At 37.9% G+C, this 25,755-nt stretch carries 17 protein-coding genes and 2 tRNA genes; 6 read left to right on the top strand and 13 right to left on the bottom strand.

Features of this window, described 5'->3' with window-relative positions:
• Positions 1–188: 188 nt before the first annotated feature.
• The 9 genes from K322_RS0106355 to K322_RS0106315 form a co-directional block, all read right to left on the bottom strand.
• A tRNA-Ser gene (locus K322_RS0106355) sits at positions 189–276 on the bottom strand.
• Between the two features lie 103 nt (positions 277–379).
• On the bottom strand, positions 380–3,265 hold the full coding sequence (locus tag K322_RS0106350) for a PD-(D/E)XK nuclease family protein (protein ID WP_026626139.1): 2,886 nt from the start codon (positions 3,263–3,265) through the stop codon (positions 380–382).
• Positions 3,266–3,735: 470 nt separating this feature from the next.
• Complete coding sequence (locus K322_RS0106345) at positions 3,736–4,491, bottom strand: hypothetical protein (protein WP_026626138.1); 756 nt, start codon at positions 4,489–4,491, stop codon at positions 3,736–3,738.
• Between the two features lie 4 nt (positions 4,492–4,495).
• Positions 4,496–5,278: a hypothetical protein gene (locus K322_RS20170; protein ID WP_026626137.1), complete on the bottom strand. Its 783-nt coding sequence runs from the start codon at positions 5,276–5,278 to the stop codon at positions 4,496–4,498.
• 736 nt (positions 5,279–6,014) lie between these two features.
• The gene (locus K322_RS18720) at positions 6,015–6,929 is read right to left on the bottom strand and encodes a phospholipase A (protein WP_051290669.1); all 915 of its coding nucleotides are present in this window, start codon (positions 6,927–6,929) and stop codon (positions 6,015–6,017) included.
• A gap of 132 nt (positions 6,930–7,061) precedes the next feature.
• Positions 7,062–7,553 carry a YkgJ family cysteine cluster protein gene (locus K322_RS0106330; RefSeq protein WP_026626136.1) on the bottom strand — a complete coding sequence of 164 codons (492 nt, stop codon included), beginning with the start codon at positions 7,551–7,553 and terminating at the stop codon, positions 7,062–7,064.
• Entirely contained in the window at positions 7,537–8,592 is a 1,056-nt protein-coding gene (locus K322_RS0106325; protein ID WP_026626135.1) for an asparaginase, read from the bottom strand. Before K322_RS0106325 ends, K322_RS0106330 begins: the two co-directional genes overlap by 17 nt.
• A gap of 306 nt (positions 8,593–8,898) precedes the next feature.
• The gene (locus K322_RS0106320; protein ID WP_026626134.1) at positions 8,899–9,207 is read right to left on the bottom strand and encodes a hypothetical protein; all 309 of its coding nucleotides are present in this window, start codon (positions 9,205–9,207) and stop codon (positions 8,899–8,901) included.
• On the bottom strand, positions 9,204–11,669 hold the full coding sequence (locus K322_RS0106315) for a T9SS type A sorting domain-containing protein (RefSeq protein ID WP_026626133.1): 2,466 nt from the start codon (positions 11,667–11,669) through the stop codon (positions 9,204–9,206). Before K322_RS0106315 ends, K322_RS0106320 begins: the two co-directional genes overlap by 4 nt.
• Before the next feature lie 783 nt (positions 11,670–12,452).
• Between K322_RS0106315 and K322_RS0106310 the strand changes: the two genes are divergently transcribed.
• From K322_RS0106310 to K322_RS0106280, 6 genes are all read left to right on the top strand, one after another.
• Entirely contained in the window at positions 12,453–12,830 is a 378-nt protein-coding gene (locus K322_RS0106310; RefSeq protein WP_026626132.1) for a hypothetical protein, read from the top strand.
• Positions 12,831–12,913: 83 nt separating this feature from the next.
• A complete protein-coding gene (locus K322_RS0106305; protein ID WP_035331493.1) occupies positions 12,914–13,885 on the top strand; it encodes a polyprenyl synthetase family protein in 972 nt (323 codons plus the stop codon).
• 7 nt (positions 13,886–13,892) lie between these two features.
• On the top strand, positions 13,893–14,666 hold the full coding sequence (locus K322_RS0106300; RefSeq protein WP_035331491.1) for a TatD family hydrolase: 774 nt from the start codon (positions 13,893–13,895) through the stop codon (positions 14,664–14,666).
• A gap of 133 nt (positions 14,667–14,799) precedes the next feature.
• A tRNA-Ser gene (locus K322_RS0106295) sits at positions 14,800–14,887 on the top strand.
• A 297-nt stretch (positions 14,888–15,184) separates the two neighbouring features.
• Positions 15,185–16,210 carry a LacI family DNA-binding transcriptional regulator gene (locus tag K322_RS0106285; protein ID WP_026626128.1) on the top strand — a complete coding sequence of 342 codons (1,026 nt, stop codon included), beginning with the start codon at positions 15,185–15,187 and terminating at the stop codon, positions 16,208–16,210.
• Between the two features lie 21 nt (positions 16,211–16,231).
• Positions 16,232–17,545, top strand: a complete 1,314-nt coding sequence (locus tag K322_RS0106280; RefSeq protein ID WP_026626127.1) for an MFS transporter — start codon at positions 16,232–16,234, stop codon at positions 17,543–17,545.
• 172 nt (positions 17,546–17,717) lie between these two features.
• Here the strand turns inward: K322_RS0106280 and K322_RS0106275 are convergent, their stop codons facing one another.
• The 4 genes from K322_RS0106275 to K322_RS0106260 all read right to left on the bottom strand — a co-directional run bounded on the left by K322_RS0106275 (position 17,718) and on the right by K322_RS0106260 (position 25,736).
• Positions 17,718–19,925 carry a glycoside hydrolase family 97 protein gene (locus tag K322_RS0106275; protein WP_026626126.1) on the bottom strand — a complete coding sequence of 736 codons (2,208 nt, stop codon included), beginning with the start codon at positions 19,923–19,925 and terminating at the stop codon, positions 17,718–17,720.
• Between the two features lie 287 nt (positions 19,926–20,212).
• The gene (locus K322_RS0106270) at positions 20,213–22,942 is read right to left on the bottom strand and encodes an alpha-amylase family glycosyl hydrolase (protein ID WP_026626125.1); all 2,730 of its coding nucleotides are present in this window, start codon (positions 22,940–22,942) and stop codon (positions 20,213–20,215) included.
• 101 nt (positions 22,943–23,043) lie between these two features.
• Positions 23,044–24,156, bottom strand: coding sequence for a SusE domain-containing protein (locus K322_RS0106265; RefSeq protein ID WP_026626124.1), 1,113 nt, complete (start codon positions 24,154–24,156; stop codon positions 23,044–23,046).
• Positions 24,157–24,176: 20 nt separating this feature from the next.
• Entirely contained in the window at positions 24,177–25,736 is a 1,560-nt protein-coding gene (locus K322_RS0106260; protein WP_051290668.1) for a RagB/SusD family nutrient uptake outer membrane protein, read from the bottom strand.
• Between the last annotated feature and the right edge of the window lie 19 nt (positions 25,737–25,755).

Genomic DNA, 25,755 nt, shown 5'->3' with positions numbered 1-25,755 from the left:
GATTCGGGTAAATTCTACAAAATGAATAGATTACAATCTAATTCGGGGACAATTTTTCGGATTTTCGACTGTCCCCGAATTTGTCAGTGAACTATCCCCGAATTTGCCATTTTTTGCCACTTTATAGAAAATAAAAAATCCTGAAACTCATTGAATTTCAGGATTTTACTTCATTTTTCTTCTTATATTGGCGGAGAGAGAGGGATTCGAACCCCCGGAACCTCGCAGTTCAACGGTTTTCAAGACCGCCGCAATCGACCACTCTGCCATCTCTCCAATGCTTAATAAGCATTGTGCTTTTCCTCAAAAGCGTTGCAAAGATAAGGACTTTTTTGAAAAGTCAAAATATTTAAGATCGTTTTTTCATAACATATTTCGCTTATTTTTTGCAGATACCCGTAAAAGCACACCATTCGCAAGCCTTACCTGTCGGAGTTTGAGCAAATTGGGTTTCTTCATCGAAAATCTCATCTAAACAGTCCTCAAAATATTTTTTGAACTCCTCTCTGAATTCAGCAAAATCTGCCACCAGTTTCCGTTCATCTTTTGACGGTTTGTATTCAACCAAAGGATTGAAATTGTCATCAAAAAGATTCCGTAGGTAATAGATTCCCGATTCCAAGACCTTATCCGGATGCTCTTTCAGATAAAGAAGAGCATACATAAATACCTGCATAACAGCTTTAGGCCGTTCCTTCAACTCTTTATCGAATAACTCAGGCATATCTTTAAAGGCAAGCACTCCCCTACCCGTTTTATAGTCAATGATACGGGTATGCCCTCTCACCTCATCAATACGATCAATAAAACCCTTCAAAGAAACACTCTTTCCTGATGGTAACCGATATAGATCTGTTATTCTCTTTTCCGAATCGACATAAATAAAAGGAGCTTGCTTGGCATCTGTAGCCAATACCTTTTTCACATAACGTTTTAAGACTTCACCTGTCAAAAAATTCTGCCCGGTAAGCTGCCTTACCTTTTCGATCTTGAAATAATTCTCGGCAAACGATTTTTCAATCAAAGACGACAGATACACATCATCCTTACTGATCTTATTCAGAACATCAACCGTAACCATACGCCCTTTAAACTCCTCATAAATCCACTCCATAACCGAGTGAAAAATACTACCGAATGTATTAGCTTCAATAGTCTCGGCAACTTCGTCTTCATCTTCCATCTTTTCAACAACCGAAAAGTAGAATTGTAAAGGACAGTCGAGATACATATTTATAGAACTAGCCGACAGACTTCGTTCTCCGGTTTGAAACAATCTGAGCTTCTCCAGGATCTGAGGTGTTTTCGGTACAGATATAGCAAGGCTTTCACTTGACGAAACCTCATATACAGCCAACCGCTCCCTGATATCGAACATATCTGAATACAAATGCTTCAGTTGATAAAAATAACGGCTCACTTCCCCCCCCTGTAAACCTTCGGTACGGGTATCATACAACATATAAATACGTCTGGCTCTGTTGATCAGACGGTAGAAATGATATGCGAATATACTATCCTGATGCTCATAAGCCGGTAGACCGAATCCTCGTCTGAGGTTGTAAGGGATAAAAGAATTAGCAGCCTTCTTCATCGGAAATATCCCCTCATTCATCGACAGCATAATCAAGTTCTCGAAATCAAGCGCACGGGTCTCCAAAATACCCATAACCTGCAAACCCGACAAGGGTTCGCCGCTAAAAGGAACGCTGATACCGGAAATCAGCTTCCGTAGAAGTTTCACATACGTATCGACCTTCATTTCGGCACGAACATTAGACAAGGCATCCTCCATCTTATTGATCGTCTTATAATACTCGATAATAAATTCACATTCCATATCTATCGAGCGTGTGCTATTGTCATCGGTATCGTCGTTACGGCGAAGCGCTAAAGCCGACTCCAATTGCGATAAAATATCCCTCAGATAAGGAGCAAATGAAGTCCAATCATCTATAGGCTTAAAGATTAAAGCAAGCAGAGGATGTACCTCAAATTCAGATATGGCAACTTGCACTTTGTTATACTGAATAATCTGCTGCTGAAGCTTCCGCGCTATATCCCCTACTATAGACAGTATATAACGGTGATTAAGGATAGGCAGTACAAAACGGAAATAGTAAAATCTTGCTCCTGATGACTCCCTTATATTGCGTTGCAGCTCAAATATATGATCCATTAATCCGGCTATTGACGAATTGATCAGACCGTACCCCATAGTCACATTTATCTTATCAATCTCTTCGGGTATGGAATATAAAGCCGGCAAAAGCAGATTCTCATCAGAAAGTACGACGGCAGTATTCAAAGCCTGATCGGCAGAAGTTATCTGCTTATCATCCATCAGTTTCCTCACAATAGAATGTACAAACTTAGCCTGTCCTACTGCCGAAGGAATACCAATAACCTCCAATATCGGTTTTTCCATTGGTATATCTTCGGGTTTTAAGGTCAGCTCCGATGGAAACTGCACCTTATTCCGGTCTATAAAAGCCGAAGCTTTATTATCAGGATCTTTCACCAAAGAGGAGGAATAATCCCAATAAAAATCAGCAACACCTTTGCGCTTCAAATATTTCAGCAGCTGCTCTTCGCAAATACTATGAGCATTTAGTCCTACAAAGACGATCTTCTCCGAAGGCAGTTCCATTTCCATATCTGCTTTAGCCTTCTCGGCCACCTCTCGAAATATCATTCCTTCGTAAGCAAGTCCTCTTGCACGAAGTTCGTCTCTCAGCGAAGTGTATAGTTCAAACAATACCTGCCACATTTCCAGAAATTCGCGCTTGCGCTCACTGTCACCGACCGGAATAAAGCTCGCCCAGAAACGACGGATTGCAATAATCTGCTCTTCAGTTAGAAATCCGAAACCGGCATCGATTTCTTTCAAGTCCTGAATATTTGAGAACAGCTGACGTGCATCCACCAAATACTTATCCACATCGTCAAAATCATTCAGCAACATTTCGCCCCAAAACAAAAACTCATCAAAAGTTTCTTCCGTTCCGCTCAGATTCTTATACGAATCATATAAAATGAACAACTGCTCTATGCGGTCTGCTGTTTCCAAACCACTCAAACGGGTAAATAAATCGGAAATAGTAAGTATCTCAGGTGAAAAAACAGGACGTTTTGCAATCTGAGACAAATACTTCTGAAAAAACAATCCGGCACGGCGATTCGGAAACACAAATGTAAAACCGCTCACCTTGTTGCCGTACTGCTTAAAAAAAGCCTCCGCTACATTATAGAGAAATGGGATCATCCGCTTATGACTTAACTATTTTTATCTGGTTACAAGACCTTAAAGATACATTCTTTGGCACAAAAAATCAGCTGTCTGTAATCTATTTTTCACCCATCCACAAATAACGAACTTAGAAACCATTATAAAAAAAGGTAACAAAAGTTACAACTGAATTACACACTTTCTATTGCTATTTCCTCCCTCTGCCCACTAAAGGGGATTTAGCTATCCCCCCAAAAAAATTCCTCTTGGATTTGCCTCTATTTTCCCGAAAAGGTTACAAAGGTAACATCCTTTTTGCACATTTTCAGATGTCACCTTTTTCACTGTTAACTAATCACTGATCTTACCCTATAGATAAAAAAGAGAAAAGCCATCGGGCAGAAGAAAAGTCTCAGCTGCACAATATAACTTTACTACTCTCTTAGGGGAGAGTCTCTCCTTCGCCTGTTTATTCGTTTTAGAGATTTGAGATTTGTAGCCGTGTATCAATTCAGCTCGATTTGGTAGCCTACAATATTATCTTCATTCCAACCTCCTCCAAAACCGATGAAATTACCTGCAAACCCACCATTATTTTCAGTGGCTCCTGCAATATAATCATACACTTTATCGATATTCGATGTGTTTTTTATAATTATAAAACCTTGCACAAGGCTGTATGTGTTTTTCCATCCTAAACCAGAGATAAGCTGTGAACCTTGAATATCAGGAGAGGGTGTGAGCATACCTTGATTCGCAAAAGTAGATCTCACCCACACACTTTCATTTGGAGCACTAGCATTCTTAGATAGAGTCATTACTGTATGTATCATCCATGTGCCGGGAGGAACGGTAATAGTTGTACCAGTATTTACATAAACACCTGCTGTCGTATAATTCAGTGTTACACCTGCTCCCTTGGCTGCTGTAACTTTTCTTAGTAGAGGTACATCTTTCCATATACCTGTTCCATTAGCATCGCAGACTAATATTCTGTCATTTTTTTCAGATCCGTCTTTAAGAATAAATCCGGGTATAGGAGTTGACGTTGTTCCTTTTGTATCAATACTAAGTTTAACCAAAGGGTTCATACTGAGTCCGATATTTCCTTGATTGTCAATTCTAAGATCTGCTCCTGTCGATAAGGTTTTCATGTGTATGAATGAATCCGGAGCATCTGTATTTATGCCGATCTGAGAAAAAATAGGAAGCGAACTGGATAGAAACAATGATATGGTTATTACTATTTTAAATTTAATCATTTTTTTACATTAATAAGTAAGCAACTATATTATCTTCGTTCCAACCTCCTCCGGGTCTATGCAAATAACCTGTTGTCGATCCATTATTTTCTGTACCACCCATTATATAATCATAACGTTTAGCCGCCGATGTTGTATTATTAATAATAATAAAGCCTTGTAGAAGACTGTAAGTATTCTTCCATGCTAAACCTGAGATTAAGGGAGATCCTTGTATATCAGGGCTGCTAGTCAACAAACCTTGGTTTGCGAAAGTTGATCTCACCCATACACTTTCTACTGGACGAGCCTGTCCACTACCTATATTAGTAATTAACATAACCACATTTACGATCCATTTACCTGGTGGTAGATTTATGTAACAACCTGTTGATAGATATTGACTGGTATATGAATAATTCAGCTGTAATGTTGTAGCTCTATTCAAATATCCTTGAACAGCAGGGGCTACCCCCAACTGCTTCCATGTAGCCAGCCCTGTAGCGTCAGTAGTGAGTACACGTCCATTTACCTCATTACCATCTTTGAGTATAATTCCTGATTTAGGACTGTTGGATGTTCCGCCAGTTACAATATGCAGTTTAGCTTGAGGAGTGATAGTTCCTATTCCCATATTTCCATTGGTATCGACTAGAATGTCGTCAATAACATTGGTTGCTCCATTTGTATCTCCTTTGCTGTCGACATGAAATATTCCCTGTGGACTTTGAGTATTTATCCCTACCTGAGCATACAGGAGGATACCAATGGAGAATACCCCCATTAATAATAAAATTTTCTTTTTCATTGTTGTTGTTTATATTCTGAGTAATTATTTTTATCCGATTAGTTGTAGGAACATGTGCTTTAAACCCATTTTCGGTAATGATAACTGTTGATTGATAAATGTTAACTGAAAAATGTATCAAGGTGCAATCGCTGCACCCCGATACGTATATTAGTTGGCTTACAGGCAATCTATTATATTGTCCGGTATTTGAACGACAACGATATAACAACTCTACCCGACACAGCCTGCCGAGCCAACCGATTGAACAGTGAACAATTATCAATGAACAATTATCAATGATTAATTGAACTTTGGTATAATATGTAAATATGAAGATCAGCCAATTAATAGATATGAAAATCAGCAGATGTAAAAATGATGTAAAAAAATGATATTCAACCATTAAGTCAGCTGATAGCTGTTGACAGATGGCCGTTAACTGCCCCTGCGAAGCATAAAAAAACACTCCGTTATTTTGACACAATAGAAATTTTTGATTATTTGTTACGCTAGATGCGTGTCTGTGTGTGTGTCTCTCTCTCTCTCTCTCTCTCTCTCTCTCTCTCTAATATTTCACACAAGACAGCCAAACCTAAAACGTTAAATTTTAGATTATTTTCTATGCTTATATGTGTAAAATTATCAATCATAAAATATACATTCAGATAGCTAACAAGAACTTGCCAACAGTGCAAATGTAAGACTTTTTTCTAAATTAACAAATCTAGCATTTGCACTCTGCTGTCTTTTTGGGTTAATATATAAATCTGAAATTAGGTCTGATTACAAAACCTAATCTGAATCTTTGTCGAAACTGATCGTAATCCAGTAAATTTTCGCCATAGCCATTATAAAATTCAAAGAACAGGTATTGATTCTCTTTCTTAAATAATCGGTACGAAGCATTAACCGTCAAATTGGCATTAAACAATCCGGGGCGGCTGTTCACTATCACACTGATATTATACTTATCCCGTTGATTATAACTGAGTGCGCATGTCCCCCAACCTTTATAGCGAACAATATTGCTATTATTCTCACCATCAACTATAGGAATCCACAACTTAGCAAAATAACTCCAGTGCCTGTTTATCTTAAATTGTCCCGAAAAGCTTACCTTATTCCAGCTGCGCGAATCATCACCATCTTTCCCATTCGATTCATGCTCCAATTGCACCGATATATCGCCCAGATAGCGGTTATTATGCACCAAAGGTTTACCAAGCCCTACTGTTGGGTTAAAATTTATATCCCTGAAAGGAAATGATTCCTGAAAAACATCCCACATAGCCAGCTGGGTATAGGTCAGAAACAGGTATGTTTTGAAAGGCAAAACACTATTCGTCAAACGCTGAATTATACTTATCTGAAATTTTGCATCTGAGTTATACCTATCCGGTTTATGAAACAAGTCTGTACCTACAGCGATATAATTATCTTTATAAATTCCGAATGATGGCGTATCATCAAACACCTTGATAATACTATCTGCAACTAATTCCGGATCCGGTCTGAAAACCTTATCCAACACCTCTTCGGTTTTAGCCTCAAAGCGTGAATGCTTTACCGAATCTTTTTCAACCGGAATATTCTCTTGACTATAAACAGACAAGCAAACAAACAAAGTGAGCAAAGTTAAAAACAATACATTTAACGAACTTCGTTTCATAACAATCGGAATAAAATGGCTTAATTAATACTGTATTTAATATTAAGTAATAGAAAGTATCTTATAATATACTTTTAATTTATAACACTCTTTGGCTGTTTTACTTACCAAAGCATAAGCAGGTCAAAGACCTTAGTTCTTAATAAGTTCCTTCAGCACTTCATATGCTATCGGACATGTTGCGGTGTTTTTTACAGTAAGTTTGTAAATCTGGCTAAATTTTTTCCTGTCAGTATGAGGATATTCTCTACATGCTTTGGGACGCGATTCATAAATAGAGCAATAGTTATCAGCCATAAGAAAAGGACATGGCATCGTTTTAAAAACATAATCACCATCCTCATCAATCCTTAAATAAAGAGTAACAACCTCCGACGGCTTCAACCTCAAAGCTTTTGCCATTTTCTCGATATCCTTGTCGTAAATAGCAGGACCCAAAGTTTTACAGCAGGCTGCACACTCAAGGCAATTTATTTCGGAAGAAAACCTTTCGTGCAAATCATGCACTATCGAGTCCATCTTCTCCAAACGTTTTCTGTGTTTTTTATGAAACAACAGAAACTCAGATTTATTTTTTTCGGCAATAACCGATAATGATTTATACTTATCAGATCTCTCTTTCATCAAAGCGAGTTAATTCTCCGGCCAATGGCACACGCATTCTTACAATAATCTCTTCTCTCGAATATTTATGTCCCAAGAGGTACATCAGTTTAGTGACGGTAGCTTCTACAGTGGCATCATATCCACTGATAACTCCGGCCCTAAGCAATTCTCTTCCGGTTTCATAGCGTTGCATTTCAACACAACCCATTTCGCACTGAGTTATATTTACAATAATCAGTCCACGTTTTACCGCATCCTGCAAAGCCTCGATAAACCACTCATAACGGGGAGCATTACCTGACCCGTAAGTCTCCAGAACAATAGCCTTTACACCCTCAGCATTAAGTATAGCATCGACAGTTTTGCGCTGAATACCCGGAAAAAGTTTAAAGATAATAATTTCCGAGTCCATCAGATAATGAAAACGAACCTTTTTCTCGTAATCGGGCTTAAGAATTTTAGCCATGTCATAACGAATATGAATACCCGACTTTCCGAGGATAGGATAATTATATGACGCAAATGCATTGAAGTTATCGGCATTCACTTTTGTAGACCTGTTGCCCCTCAACAAATAATTCTGAAAGAAAATACAAACCTCCGGTATTATAGGATTACCAATAGAATCTTTATCGGCTGCGATTTCCATAGCCGTAATAAGGTTTTCTTTTGCATCGGTTCGTAATTTACCAATAGGCAGCTGTGCTCCAGTAAACACCACCGGCTTTTGCAGATTCTCAATCATAAAACTAAGAGCCGAAGCCGAATATGCCATCGTATCGGTTCCATGAAGAATCACAAAACCATCGTGATCAACATAGTTCTGCTCTATTATTTTCACTAGTTTTTTCCAATGGGCGGGAGATACATCGGAAGAGTCTATAGCAGGATCAAAAACAATGGTTTCGATTCGAAACCTGAATCTCTGCAACTCGGGCATGTGACTTGTCAGGTGACTAAAATCGAAAACCTCAAGTGCACCGGTTTGGTTATTTTCTACCATACCGATAGTTCCTCCGGTATAAATCAACAGTATATTAGCATTGTAATCAATCATGCAACTATAACCTTATTTGATGAGGCTTACAAAAATAGCATAAATAAGCCAAACCAAACAATCAAAATGTCAAAAAAAACGGAACTTTCACCTATATCAAAAAGCAAAACGACATTTTAACACTTACATCCTCGACATAAAGCCATTAAAATAACATTCAACAATAACTATCAGGAAACGTAAGAGCAGTTATATATACAAGATATAAAAAAACAGGGAAGGATATACACAACAAATACAGGGGCTCTTCCTGTAGAAAAAGCCCTTGTACGACATATTGATTTTGTTTATTTTATAATCCGAATACTAAGCCTTGCGCCTTCTATACAATAGAAAGGACGCGTACATAGCTGCAACGACAGCGACAGGTAATACGGCATCACCAACAGGTGATCCTACCCAGCCACCGCCACCCCAGCCATCTCCACCGGGGTTAAGACCATCATCACCATTCCCATCAGTATTACCTAATGTCGGGGCAGAGGCTCCAATATCGTTAACCGCTATGTTTTCGTTATAGTATACTTCAGACGGTAATAAGTCTTCAGCTTGTAATGAATGAGCGTTGTTTACAAGTAGAAAAACTAAAACCAAAGATGTGATGTATAATTTCATCTTGCTAAGAATTTAGTTGCATACGATCTGTTACCTGTTACTTTTACGATATATGCACCTACTGCAAATCCATCATTGAATTTGACTGTAGTTCCATCGACTTTCTGCTGTTTTAGCAAACGTCCTTGTATATCGTAGACAGAAACCAGACTTCCATAATCAGAATCATTGAAACCTGAAACAGTCAGAGTGTTATTTGCGTAATGCGCTGTAATATTTGTATCATCCGGATTTACAATACCTTCATCCCCGATTCCTCCGGCAGGATATATAAAGCGTAATGTAAAACGATCTGTATTATCTGTTGGCGAAGAGGTTGTTGTATAAGTTGCCCCTTCCGACAATTTAGTTTTCTTTCCGGTCTTGCTATCATCTAACCAAATTTCCGAGATACGGTCTTTTGTATAATTCCTAAACGAGCGTATCATAATCTGATGCTCCGTTAAGGATGGTTTCAAATATAGCGTTGTCGAGGTGGTTGACGAGTTCAAATCTAACGATAAAAACCTTGCTTCTAATGCATTACCATCAGAGTCCTGAGTATACAAAGAACTTGCTCCTGAAGTCTCAGGTGTGGTTCCTTCAGACATCACAGTTTTTGTTTTACCGTCTTCATTGGAACTAACATCTGTAGTCAATTTCTTTATATCCTGATAACCCGTCTTATTAATCTCAGAGAACGTTCGCAATACTACTGCAGCCCTATCTGTTGTACCACCATCAATATCCTCTACTTGAAATAAAAAGTCATCCGGCTCATATTTCGTAGATTCCTCAGAACGTAAGAATAAAGCATCATCATCAATTTTTCTCTGATTAGCTGGAATAATAATATTTTTTGAAGTATTAGCATAGATAACAAACATTTGCATAGGAGCAATCAATGCCTTTGGATTAGTTAATTCATTAGGCATTACACCTGATCCATCATCATAATCAGTCACATTTGTAGCCCCTATATGAGATATCAATCGATATTTATATTGAGCGACCACCCATTTATTACCCGGATTATCTCGAGTCCCGCCCCACCATATATTATATGTACCAGATGCCCTAGAAGATGGATCCATTACCCAAACACGGTTTGCAATCTCGCCTACAGGTGTAACAGTTCCACTAGGCGTAAATCCCGGAATAACTCCCCAACTTCCGGCAGCTCCACCATTATATGTATAAACTAACTGACTAACATCCAATGGGCAAGTAAACGGGTTAGACAAATAGTTAAAACCTTTGACTAAGGTTCTGCTAACATCTCCAGAGTTTAAAACCTCAGCAGTATAAGCATCATTACCTGGGTCTGAGGGTTTAACATTGACTCCATCATTATTACTAGGTTTATCAACTGCATTAGACGTTGTATATGCCTGCTTTACCTGATAAAGATTATTGTGATTATTACCATAAGCAAAACGATTAAACTTATAACCATTTTTTGCACGTGTAGCAAAATTCAATGTGTACCCATTTGCAGGATCTCTATAAAACGGATGAATATCATTGTACACAGCACCATTCTGGCCTCTTAAATCTATACCAATAACAAAGCCTCTCCCTGCATCCAAAACTGTCGTTGGGTCTGTCGTTGTATTACCATCCTCATTAAATATATTATTACCAGAAGGTAAAAACAAAAAGTTCCACATAAAATAGTCCGCACGAATTTTCTTAAACGGACTACCCATACCGACAATCGGATCACCAAAAAATCGCTGATTCTCATTCGTTGGAAGTTCATTCAATGCAAGATTAACCTGTACGCCCGGATATCCATCCAAAGCCCTCGCCTGTCCTTCGGACGTAGCAAACTCCTGACTATGAATTCCTCTTACTAACAAATGCGCTAAAACCGAAGAACTATTATCATTATGAATTGTAGAACCACCGGGTAATTTATCCCCCCCAGCCAGATTTAATTTACGAGAATCAAGTATCAAGCGACCTTTTACAGGCGTTATATTATAAACACTCGCTCCAACCTCAGGATTGATAGTCACATGTTTATCGTTCTCTATTACTATATCAGGAAAATAAATAACACTATTAGACTTCAACTTAAAGTTCATCTTATTGAAATCCACACCACCGGCAGAGCTTGCCTGCCATACATTTTGGGGAGAAGTTCCTTTAAAATGAAGAGACGAACGATTAGCTGCAGTCCCATAACCAGTATAATCATTCACATTAAAAACATGACCTTGAGTTGTCCCCGTCCCATCAGGTTCTCCATAATTATATAGATTACCGGTGAGAACGATCTTTGCCTTAGTTAATAGAATAGAGCCTGTACCCTTCGTTGGACTAGCTTCCGACCTCAAGTCACCGCCAATATACAATGCCGTATTTTGATTATTTGTAGTAACGACCGACATCGTACCCTTATTATACAAATAAGTTTGACCTGTGAGAGCCAGAGGAACGAGGCCTATCCCGAGTAATAGAAATAATTTTCCCTTCATTATTGTGTTGATTTCAGTCAGACAAAGCAATTACTGCTCTATCACAACGAGTTACATGTATAAATTCCGATATAGAAAGCTATATTCCATTCAGCTTTCAACACACAAAGATACACATTTGATTAATATTTGCTAACAATTAAAAACACAGCCTTAATAAATTAACTTAAATTAACCATAATTAAACACTTTATTTTAACAAGACCAATTTAGAAAGGCTTTGTTTTGTTAACAATTTATCTTTTTATGCTAACCTCTGCATCCACTAAAGGGGGTTGGCATTCCGATAAGGGCAGGTAGAGCTATTCCCTAACACAAAAAATAAGAGAGACATAAACGAATATGCCTCTCCTTAAATTATAGATACAAAACTTTAGAATCAGAACAACTTAGTTAATTAATATATGAATTCGAATTTTATATTTTTTGCTGCTGCCTGCGCTATTAGATCGACAGAGACTTTGGATTGAAGGGACTTATTCACTGATATCCATGCGTTTAAATAAAAAACTAAAAGATTTTTTTCATGTATATTGTCTTAGATTGTTGTCGAGATTCTAAAGTTTGTCGAGCGAAGATAAATATTTTTAACATACGGTACAAATCTAGGTTGCAGCTAAAAAAGTCCTTTTTTATTGATATATTTGTATGCAGGGGTTTCAGTGCTATATAAATAACAGAAAGGATTTAATGACATATATTAAAGCGATAACCTGCTATTACTATTATGTTTGCAGAGTCAATAAATAGGTCTGAGACCTTAATCCATATTTATCAAAAAAGATGAAGAGCCAGCAATTAAGATTATTTATCCGAAACTATATCTCGGAACAGAATGACAGCAAGTCTCATACTGTTGAGCGTTTTATGAATCGTTATGCTAAAGAATTCGGTGTTGATATATCTTACCTCGAAACCAGTACGCTGCATATACAACTAAATGAAGAAGATATTACACCCACCGCAAAAAAAGAAATTACTTTCGATATACTTCTCTTGGGTATCTCGCAGGGTTATCTTAATAATAAGACAATCGATACATACAGCGAAAATCCCGACTCTCCCGTAAAACTGAAGTTCACGGCAAAACAGATAATTATAGGTATCCTCATTGTTGCAATAAGCAGTATACTACTCGGAATCATCGCCATTTACACCTAAGACCTCAGACCTATTTATTACTTAAAACATTCGATTAGTCCGAAGAAAGACGTACCTTTGTATACTACAAAATACGAAATATCATGTTATATACATTTTCCGATATATTAGATAAAATCAACGAAGAAGTAAAGAATCTCAAGTTCGAGCAAAAACCTTACTCGCTATTCGAACCGATAGAATATATCCTCGAAATCGGAGGAAAACGAGTACGCCCGGTGCTTGCAACAATGGCATACAACCTGTACAAATCGGATATCGAAAAGTCAATACCCATCGCTTTGGCGATTGAAATATTCCACAATTTTACGCTCCTTCATGACGACCTGATGGACAAAGCCGACAAACGACGGGGAAAACCAACGGTACATATCAAGTGGAACGATAACACTGCTGTACTTTCGGGAGACGCCATGCTGATAGAATCTTACCGTGAGATTGCCAAATCACCATCGGAACATCTGCCTGAAATATTACATTTGTTCTCCAATACAGCTACTGAAATCTGCTGTGGTCAACAGCTCGACATGGAGTTTGAGAAAAGAATGAATGTCACAGAAGATGAATATATTGAAATGATCCGGCTGAAAACAGCCGTCCTTCTAGGATGTTCGCTTAAATGCGGGGCTATTGCAGCGGGAGCTTCTCAAAAGGATGCAGACGCGTTGTACAGTTTCGGAATAAATATAGGTCTGGCTTTTCAGCTGATGGACGATCTTTTGGATGTATATGGCAATCCTGAAACTTTCGGTAAACGAATCGGTGGGGATATTCTTTGCAACAAGAAAACATACTTGCAGATTACTACGCTGAAACACCACGAAACGTCGGACGAAATGCACGCATGGATAAATAAAGAGGAGTATAATGAAGAAGAAAAAATCAGAGCGGTGACACAATTATATAATAAGCTCAATCTGAAAAAGCTTTCGGAAGAAATGATAGAATCATACTATCAGAAGGGCATCAACGACCTGAATCAGGTACAAGTAGATGAGAACCGGAAAGCAGAATTAAAAAAACTGGCGGAAAACCTTTTAACAAGAAAATCTTAAACAGGGAATGATCATAGATACCCATTCGCATATATTCGACGAAACTTTCTCGAATGATATTGATGATGTTATTCTTAGGGCAAAGCAAGCCGGAGTTGCAGCTGTTTTATTACCGAATATTGATACCGAATCGATAAAAGAGGTAAACTCTCTGGCTGAAAGACATAAAGGCTACTGTCTTCCGATGATGGGACTGCATCCGACCAGTGTCACAAAAGACTGGAAAAAAGATCTGAATATTATCAAAGAGCAATTTTCGAGGCATCAATACATTGCTGTAGGTGAAATAGGAATTGACTTATATTGGGATACATCCCTGGCTGAAGAACAAAAGTCAGCATTCGAAGAGCAACTCCGATGGAGTATCGAGTACAATCTGCCTGTATCTATTCATTGCCGGAATGCGGTAATGGAATCAGTTGAATGTATCAAAAAAGTAGGGGCAGATAAGCTGAAAGGCTCTTTCCATAGTTTCGGCGGCAACAGTGAAGAACTCCAAGTTGTTTTGGATCTAAAGAATTTTTATATCGGAATAAACGGAACAGTCACTTACAAAAATTCGACTTTACCAACGGTTTTACAAGATGCTGATCTCAGTCGCATTATAGTTGAAACAGATGCACCGTACCTTCCACCGGTTCCATATAGAGGAAAACGTAATGAACCGTCATATACCAGTTACATCGTTGATAAACTGTGTGATATTTATAACACCAGTAAAGATGATATCGAAAGTACAACCAGTAATAATGCAAAAAAACTGTTCGGGATTAATATCTAATAAGGTCTGAGTAATACAGACAAGACTATTAATCCTTTTATGCAAATTTTATTACGATTGGTATTTGCGTCCCCTGCTTGCCAAATCGAAAAATCCTGCTAACTTTGCATCCTCAAACGGTTTAAGCACAATTGGAGAGGTGCTCGAGTGGTTGAAGAGGTACGCCTGGAAAGCGTATATACCCCTAAAGGGTATCGAGAGTTCGAATCTCTTCCTCTCCGCTGATAATAAACAATTTAAAAGATGATTGAAACCTACAATCATCTTTTTTTGTATCTTTATACAGAACATTCTGTACATTTTTCTGTTCTTTTAGAAAACCTTATTAAGGTCTCAGGCCTATTTATTACTTTGGTAAGTAAAACAGCTAAAGCTTATTATGAGTTTAATATATTATCATTAAATTTCCTGTTTCTTACTATATTATATACAACACATACCTAATAACAACATCACAAGTTGATTATTTTAACTACCTTTACAAAAAGGATTTAGGTATATAAATGCATTATGAGAGAATGAAGAAGGGACAAATAACCATAAAAGACATTGCTAAAGAATTAAAAATCTCTGCATCAACTGTATCCCGGGCATTAAACAATAATCCGGATATTAGCATCGAGACCAGAAAAATGGTGCAGAAATTTGCGAAAGACCATAAATACAAGCCGAACTCAATGGCAATGAACCTTCGCAGTAAACATTCTAATATTATAGGTGTTATTGTACCGGAATTAGCCAATCATTTCTTCTCATCTGTGTTATCAGGCATAGAACTTATAGCCGAAGAACATGACTATCAAGTCATTGTTTGCCAATCATTGGAAGAATACACCAAAGAAGTCCGTAATGTTCAGACTTTAATAAAAGCGAGAGTATGCGGAGTCCTCATATCCCAGTCCAAGACAACATTGGAGTACGATCACTTTCAGGAACTGATAGATAACGATATACCCATCATCTTTTTCGACCGTATCTGTACAGGTATAGATACAGGCAAAGTGGTTGTAGATGATTACTCGGGGACATTGAATGCAACAGAGTATATGATCAAAACAGGTTGCAAAAAAATTGCATTTCTGGGAGCACCGACTCATCTCGAAATATCCAAGAATAGAAAAAACGGTTATTTAGATGCTCTTCGAAAACATCATCTACCAATAACAGAGTCTTTTATATGCGGTGCCGATAATAAACAACTGGGTTATGAGACAGCAAAGAATTTGCTATTATCAGATAATCGGCCTGATGCATTTATGTGTATGAACGACTATACTGCTTCAGGAGTACTAGTGGCAGCGAAAGAATTAAAGATAAAAATTCCGGAAGAAATATCTATTTGTGGTTTTTCAAATTCGAATATATCACAGGATACAGATCCTATGCTCACCACTGTAGATCAGTATCCGGTAAGAGTAGGAGAAGAAGCCATGAAACTAATTCTCGAAAAAGTAAACAACGCGGAACAGAAAGACCGCAAAAATAAAATTATCAAGACAGAACTGATTATCAGAGATACGACAAAACACCTTGACAATCAATAGTCAATGCATCAGATAAACACGATGACTCAAAAACCACTTTTGAACAACAAACAAATATGGAACATTAACTTCGGCTTTTTAGGCTTACAGATTTGTCTCACTCTCATTCTGGCAAATACAAGCCGGATACTCTCGGGATTAGGAGCCGATATAGATCAATTGCCGCTACTATGGCTTGCCCCTCCTCTCGCCGGATTAATTATACAGCCGATAGTCGGATACATAAGCGACCGTACATGGACTAAGTGGGGCAGACGGATACCATATGTGCTGGCAGGTACAATTATGACAGCCTTAATGATGCTCTTAATGCCCAATTCACATATTTTGAACAACATCTTCTCGGTTGTCCTAAGCATCACATTCATTCTTTTCTGGACGCAAACAGCCCTCAATATATCCATGCAGCCATACCGCTCATTGGTTTCAGATATGGTAGACAGCAGACAAAGCAGCAAAGGATATTCCACACAGACAATACTGGCAAATATAGGGGGAATCATCGGTTCTCTCCTACCTTATGTTCTGGCTCAGGCCGGAGTAAATAACGAAGCCGATGAAAGCGAATGCATTGCCGATTCGGTTACATGGTCTTTCTACATAGCCGCTGCAATATTGCTTATCACATCCCTCAAAACATGTTTCTCAGTAAAGGAATACCCGCCTGCAATTTTTGAGAAATACAACTCCGCAGATATATCAAAACAAAGTACAGTAAGTACAAAAACGATAATTTACACTTTGTCGAGGATATCAATAGTGCAATTATTTTCATGGATGGCATTCTTTATCATATGGGTATATGCCACAGATGCTTTAGCTGAATCGGTGTGGAATACGAGCGATGCTTCATCATCTGCATACAACGATGCCGGTAACTGGTACGGAGTACTTACAGGAGTGTATAGTATTACGGCTGCAATTTTCTCTTTTTATATACCCCGAATATCTAACCTCATCGGGCGGAAGACTCTTTACTCTCTGGCTTTATTTGCCGGGGGATTAGGAACTATCTCGTTGTATTATATCAAAGACCAGTATATACTTCTATTTCCTATGATTGCGATAGGTATAGCATGGGCCCTCATATTGACCATTCCCTTTACGTTAATGAACGATATAGCTCCGGCTAAAAAAATGGGATTTTATATGGGATTATTAAATATAACTATCGTTTTTCCTCAGATAATAGGCGGACTAACAGGCAACTTTATTTTTAAGCATATAGCCGGTTCATCCTCCGTGTCGATGATGCTTATAGCCGGAATCTTTTTATTTATGGGAGCTGTCTCCGTCTACTTTATCAAGTCGAGAAAAACGGTTTCTCTTCAATAACCTCAATTAGTAGTTGAAAATTCATCTCAAAGTTATAATCACCTAGAACATCTGTTTTTTTTATAAAAAAAAAAGGGTTTGAAACCTAAAAATGTCCGCAGCTAAACAGCTACGGACATTTAAACCTAGAAACCTTCTAACCTTTGAAACTAACTAACCTTGAATCTATATCTTATAGCTTTTTCAATCCTTTAGTTGCAGCCTTATCTGCTTCGATCACACTGATAGCAAAACCTCCGCCGGGAGCAGCTACCTGAGTCAATTTAGACTTATTTGTAACAACTACCTTACGAATTGTGTAGGCCTGAGTATTTGTTTTATAATTAGCATCTTTAGCATCAGCATATATCGTTGCCACATATTCTTTACCCGGATCCAAAAAGTCGAAAGTAAATGCTGAAGTATGTCCTTCTTCGCTGCTGGTGTTACCGATAAACCAGTTATTAGTACCTTTAGCCTTACGCGCAACAGTTATATATGATCCCGGTTCTGCTTCCAGATATTTACTGTCGTCCCAATCTACAGCGACATCTTTAATAAACTGGAACGCATCCATGAATTTATTGTAATGCTCTGGTAAATCTGCAGCCATTTGTAATGGGCTGTACATCGTTACATACAATGCCAACTGACGAGCTAACGTACTGTTTACGTGCGAATGATTATTTGGATTTAGTTCTGCGATATCCATAACAAAAATACCAGGAGTATAATCCATCGGACCACCGATCAAACGGGTAAATGGAAGAATAGTTGTATGGAAAGGTTTATTACCTCCAAAAGCTTCATATTCTGTACCTCTAGCCGATTCATTTCCGATCAGGTTAGGATAAGTACGAGAAAGACCTGTAGGACGACTTGCTTCATGGGCATTGACCATAATTTTATAATCGGCAGCCTTTTTCAAAGCATACAGATAATGGTTATTCATCCATTGTCCATAATGATGTTCTCCACGAGGAATAATATCTCCGACATATCCACTCTTCACTGAATTATATCCATTGTCTGCCATAAATTTATATGCCTGATCCAAATGGCGTTCATAATTACGGACAGATGACGAAGTTTCATGGTGCATCATCAAACTTACTCCTTTACTTTTTGCATAAGATTGCAATTCCTGGACATTGAAATCAGGATAAGGTGTCACAAAATCAAAAACATAATCTTTTGAATTTCCGAACCAATCTTCCCAACCGATATTCCAGCCTTCAACCAATACCTGTGCAAAGCCATGTTTCGCTGCAAAATCAATATATTCTTTTACATGAGCATTATTAGCCGCATGTTTCCCGTTTGGTTTTACTTTCGAATAATCTGTTTCATCTAATTTCACGCTGGGCAAATCATCTGTATAAGCCCATGTGCTTTTTCCTGTAATCATTTCCCACCAAACTCCGATATATTTAACGGGTTTGATCCATGAAGTATCTGTCAATTTACAAGGCTCGTTCAGATTCAGCGTAATATTCGAAGCCAATATATCACGGGCATCATCACTTACGATCACTGTACGCCAAGGTGATGTACATGGAGCCTGAAGATGTCCTTTGTTTCCTTGAGCATCGGGAGTCAGCCACGATTCGAAAATCATATTTTTATCATCCAGATTCAGGTTCATCAAAGAATAATCAACCAAAGCGGCTTCATGAAGATTGATATACAAACCATCATCAGTTTTCATCATTAATGCAGTCTGTACACCAGTCTGAGAAAATGCAGTCTGAGAACTATTTTGAGTATAGGCCTCTTTCATCAGTCCTCTTATCTGTGACAGTTTTGATTTTGTATAATCATATTCCTGTGTATCATAATCGCCCGGAATCCAGAATGCTGTATGATCTCCGGTCATTGCAAATTGTGTTTTTTCTTCTTTTATCGTGAAGTAAACAAGATTCTTTTGTTGAGGAAATTCATATCTGAAACCTAAACCATCATCAAACAATCTAAAACGGATGATTATATGACGGTCGGTACTTTTCTGATCAAGAGTTACGGCCAGCTCGTTGTAATGATTACGGATATCTTTTGTTTCCCCCCAAACAGGATGCCATGTTTCGTCAAAAGTACTTGTTTGAGTATCAGATACTGAAAACCCATCAAACAAAGATGATTTAGGATCATAAGCCTTATTATCGTAATTTTCCTTACCCGAAAAATCATCAAAGGTGTACGATGCTCCGGCATTTTTCAGTTCAAGACCCATTTTACTGGGCTTAACTACATCCTTACCTTTGTATGTAAGGCTATAAGTAGGCACTCCGTTTCCTTGCAGCGAGAATCGCAGGATAAAATTACCATTCGGTGATTTTAACTCTTGTGCCGATACAATTCCGCCAATAAGGCATAAGCACATTAATAATATTAGTTTTCTCATAATTGATGGTATATAAGGTCACAGACCTATTTATAATTTTAGTATGTATAATAACTACAACCAGTTATTAATGAATAATACAGTTTTTGAGCTTTATGGCAGCCCAAGAACAGACCTGTTATTGCATAACAATCTATTGTTCTTACACTTGAAAAGTCAATAAAAAGGTCTGAGACCTTATGACTATACAAAGAAAAATAATCCGTATCTATTAACATATCTGTTTTTCACTAAAAGAGTCAATCTACAACTGCAAACGTTTGCAATCTGCACACAATTCTACCTTCCTATTTTTTCATAAATTTGCGAACAGAAATCTTATCCCCTAATTGAATTTTCACGACATAGGCTCCGGGTATAAGCCCCGATATATCGAGAGACGAGCTATTACGAGACATCGCAACCAGACCTCCCGAAAGATTGTAAACCTCCATACCTTTTATTTCACCACCGTTATATAATATCTGAACATCGGAAACAGTAAGCCCTGCCAAGTCATTTTCTATTACATCTCCAATTCCGGCAACACCGCCATTATCAATATACAAACGATATTCTCCCGGTTGCAACTTGATAGAATAATTGGTTGATGACACCGACAGGTTTTCTCCGGAGATAGCATTATACCAAGTTCCAGTCTTAGGTAAAGTTAAACTGACTGTAGCTTCGGCTACACCAAAATTACCTACCAGGAATGCATTAATATCACCTTTCCAGACTATATATTTTTGTGCATTAGCCAACGAATAATCCAGATTTAAACTTTCGAATACATTATTCTCTTTTTTCAATTTGATGAGTTTAGTATACGCATTATATAAGTTCTTTCGATTGACGTTATCCAGATAATCCCATCTTACAGGTTTCTCTGCTACCCGGCAATCTTCCGAAATAGTAGTTCCATCACTGCAAGTATTAATAGAATAATCGTATCCTAACTCACCAAACTGCCAGATCATTTTAGGTCCGGGCAATGTAAAATAGAAAGCGGCTGATAATTCTGCTCTTTTCAATGCTGTAGCAAGATCTTTGACATTATAACTTCCACTTGCATTCCCATAAGCCAGCGATTTATACATCAAACGCTCTTCATCGTGACTCTCCATATAAGCTACCAGATTAGGCTTAGACCAGCCTCGTTTTGTATATATAGCCCCCGACAAATCAGAATTTCCATTATCCGTCCACCCCATAGTTCCTTCGGCATAGTTATAATTCATATTTCCCCAAAGCATAATATCGGCATCAGCTAACACTTTTTCTTCACTGTTATCTGCTAAATGCTCCATAATAACTATGGCTTTAGGGTTACGCTTATATATTTCGGAAGTCATTCTTTTCAGTATATCGATACGAGACTGATCGTATGCCCATCCGTTACCCTTAGTGTTTGTAAATCCTTTGGTAAAGTCGAAACGAAAACCATCTATCCGATACTCCTTCATCCAGTAACTGTTGACACTATCAACCAGAGCTTTGGTTTGCTCCGACTCGTGATTGAAATCGTACCCCCAACTATAGTCTGTATTAGGAGATTCCACATTGTACCATGGATTATCAGACGAAGGTCGGTTGTTTGCAGCATCCCAATACAACTGCAGGAAAGGCGATTGGCCGAACGAATGGTTCAGTACCATGTCTATTACCACAGCAATATTTCTCTTATGACATTCGTCTACAAAGTTTTTAAACGCATCTTTAGTTCCATAATATTTATCTACCGCAAAATAGAATGATGGATTATATCCCCAACTGCTATTTCCTTCAAATTCATTTATAGGTAATAATTCGATTGTATTAACACCTAACGATTGCAAGTAATCTAGTTTAGCTAAAGTTGATACAAAACTATGCTCGGTGGTAAAATCGCGAATCAAGAGTTCATATATTACCATTTTATCTTTTTCGGGCAAGGTATAATCGTTATTCTTCCATGCATAAGATACCTGACCGGGCTGAAAAACAGATGCTATACCCTCGGTTTTACCCGTAGGATATGCTTTCAGATTAGGGTATACTGCAGACGGAATATATTGATCATTCCACGGATCAAGTACCTTATCTGTATAAGGGTCTGCAATCTTTAATGTACCATCTACCAGATACTGAAAAGCATATTCTTGTCCTTTACCAAGTCCTGTAATCGTTATCCACCAATAATCGCCGTCTCTGTTCAGCATATAGTTATTATTGGCTTTCCAATTACTGAAATCACCTATCGCATATACATTTTTCTTATTGGGAGCATAAAGTACCAATGTTACCGAATTATCGTTTATATAATTTATTCCGGCTCTTGAATTAGATGGTCTTACCTGATCAATTACGTCTTTCTTGACTGTAACGAATACGCTATCTCTTACAGAAAATGTTCCTTGCATGGCCTCAGCAATGAGCCAATGACTACCTGCTGTTTGAAAGTTATATGTATACGAAAGACTTGTAACATTTGTTGTTTTTGTAAGTTCTGTTTCATCTAATAGTATACGGATGGTAGCAGTAGCTGAGCTGTTGGCTTTTACATCTATAGATGTATTTTTATCAATAAGCTGGTCAGACGATGGTTTTTCGAAACTTACAACTAATCCTGTTTCATGCACATCTACAAAAATATCTTTACCATTGTCTTTTCCTTCTTTCGATCCGTCTGCATTACGGAAAACGAATGCTAATTTCTGAATCTTCTCCCCTTGAGGTACTCCGTAATAAGCGCGGATATTGGGAGAAATACTTAGTTTCCATTTATTATTCCCTTGCGATACCAGCTTGTACTTAGCACTGTTATCAAGCCATGTTGGAGCATATTTCCAATCGGATGTAGAGGAACTCTTATCGGTAATTACGCCTGTATGGGCATACACATCGCCTGTTATACCTGACAAAGCTGTACCTGTTGCATCAAAGATGATTTCGGCGGAAGTCTCATCCGTCAAAAAAGTGGGAGTTGTAGCGATAATCTGTGCTTGCAACCAGAATGGCAACAAGAGCATTATCATCAAATAATATATTTTTTTCATGCGATAGTATTTAAAGGTTGGCTGTAATAGAAGAAGGAGTAAATAATCAAACTCACTCCTTCTCCTTTCTTACTATAAATTATTTCAATTATGCAATCACATTACTTGCTTAAGAATACATACTGACCTGTGAGATCGTTGAACTTAATAAAGTATTTACCATCTTCAGCCGCAATATTATTACCTGAACCTCCACCATAAGGGAATGAGTCTCCACCCCAACTTACAGCCCAGCCAGCATCAGCTCTGAATTTGATTTCACCTGCAGTAATATTAACATCATCAGCAACCCAGATATGAGGATCATAAGACGATTTTGTCAGCTTGATGGTTCCTGCATCAGACCAATTATTAAATGCTCCGATAAGTTCTATATCTCCATATTCTTTAGCGGCACTGGCATCGTACGCCGTTACTGTATATTTCAAGGCTGAAATATCCGCTGTTACAGTATAATAACCTGCTGTTTTTATATCTGTAATATTTCCTGCATTATCTGATGTTAATGTACCGGCAGATGCTCCAACTCCATAAGATAAAGCCCAAGTTCCAAGATTTGCGTTAGGTATAAATTTGAACTCGCTGCCTGCTGCAAATTTTCCGGTATAAGTATTCACTTCATCATTAGATGCACGGAACATCACAAATGTATAATTGTGTTCATTCCACGAATTTTCGCCAAACATACTACCTATCAGATGAATAGGATCAGGAAGAGCTACAACTTCATAAGGTATAGCCTTTGCCGTGAACACATTCGATGCACTGGTTTTAATAAGACCACTTGCTATCTGAGTAATTACGCGTATCTCTATATTATATTCTTTTTCGGGAGTTAAATGCAATCCGGTTGTTAAAGCCGAATTAAGCTGTTCAACTGTAACGGAAGCATTATACACTGTTGCAGCAGTAGCGTCACTTACTTCCGACACCGACAAAATAGTCTGAGCTTTCGAAAAATTACTCCCAACAGTATCAACCTGAATAGCATATACGGGAGGAGCTAAAGCTAATTCTGATTGCTTATAAGATGTCCAACTCAAAGCAAAAGCTTCTTTTGTTTTATCCTTCTGCAACAGTTCATAAGACGTTCCATCAGTTGGGTGAGTCAATACAGACGGCTGATATTGAGGTATGGCAGGCTCATCATCATCACTACACGAAACAAAAGCCAGCATAGCAATCATCAGAAACAATATATTTTTAATTTTCATGATATTCTCTTTGTTAATGATTATTTATACAATTCATTCTGTTGCAATGCAGGGTTACCGGTCAGATGCTTTGTACTGATAGGGAACAGTTCGTATTTTTTATCTATGTCTGTACCGTTCTGTACGCCACCTTTCCAAGCCCAGTTATAACCGGTAGAAAATTTACCGAAACGTATAAGGTCTGTTCTGCGTTGAGCTTCCCAATACAATTCGCGACCTCTTTCGTTCAATATGTCTTGCAATGTAAGAGATGTTGCAGCAGATAAGCCTGTTCTTGCATGAGCATGCACTTTATTATAATCAGCTAATGCATTAGCCGTATCACCAAGTCTCAATTCGGCTTCTGCTTGAATAAGAATAACATCAGCCAAACGGAACAATGGAAAATCGGTATCAGTCCACTGTCCAACTCCATTTGGATTAGTAGCTCCATCCCAACCTTTATTGGTAAATTTGATTACAGACCAACCTTTTGCGAAATTATTTAATTCAGTCATATTCTGATCGCGATCTTTTTTGAAAAATAAAGCACGCTTATCTGATGTATTAAATAATGATGTTAATTGTTGTGTAGCTCTATTTCCCGCCCATGCACCATTAAAATCAAGAAGACTTGTCATATCTCCAGATGTTGATGAAGCCATCACAAATGTCATACCTCCATAATCCTGAGCATTTGTAAAATCATAAGGTAATGCAAATATGATTTCTTTAGATTTGTTATTATCAGCGCAGAATAAATTCTGATAGCTACTTTCAAGAGCTAAGCCAGTATAAGAAGTCACTTTCTTTGCATATGTCAGAGCATCGTTCCAACGAGCCTTGCCCGTATACACTTCAGCATTCAAATACATTTTAGCCAAAAGAGTCTGTATCAACTGATTGGTCACAAGACCATAGGTAGCCGATGAATAATCTCTTAACTTCCCTCCTTTTTCGAGATCAAGCAACTCACTTTCTATCCAATTAAACATACCTTCACGACCTAACTGCTCAGGCAGGTAAGTTACAGGATGTTCTTCTGTAACCCAACCCGGATTTCCATAGATATCTAACAAAAAGAAATAATTCATAGCACGTAATGCTCTTACTTCAGTTCTCATCCTATCTAAGTTTTCAACTTCAACTCTAGGAGTAATTGTATTCTTCAAAAACTCATTGGCAAACACAATATTCAACATACAACGTTGATAAAGCATATAACCTATATAATTGTCGGGAGTAAGCTGAGTTTGAGAATAGTTTTTCTCATCATTATCACTCCATGCACACTTTGCCTCATCAGAAGTTAGCTCCTGGATATTGAAGTAAGTACGTAAGAATGTCGTTTTTCCTTGATCCGGCGAAGATGGGATATCCCCCAGTCCATCGGGACCTGTTAATCCTAATTTACTGAAGCCCGAATAAACTTTAGCTACAAGCATCGGATAATTAGCCGCATCGGCATAAGGATCCAATTCTATATTAGGTCCTTTGGGTACCGTATTAAGATCATCGGTACATGCCGCAAATGGTAGAGACAATAATAAAGACAGACCTACGTATAATATATTTTTAGATTTTATCATTTTATTTTTCATAACAATCTGATTATTTAGT

It is taken from the genome of Indolivaga capnocytophagoides DSM 22835 (assembly GCF_000426485.1).
Lineage (GTDB): Bacteria > Bacteroidota > Bacteroidia > Bacteroidales > Dysgonomonadaceae > Dysgonomonas_A > Dysgonomonas_A capnocytophagoides.
This window is presented reverse-complemented; position numbering and strand designations above follow the sequence as displayed.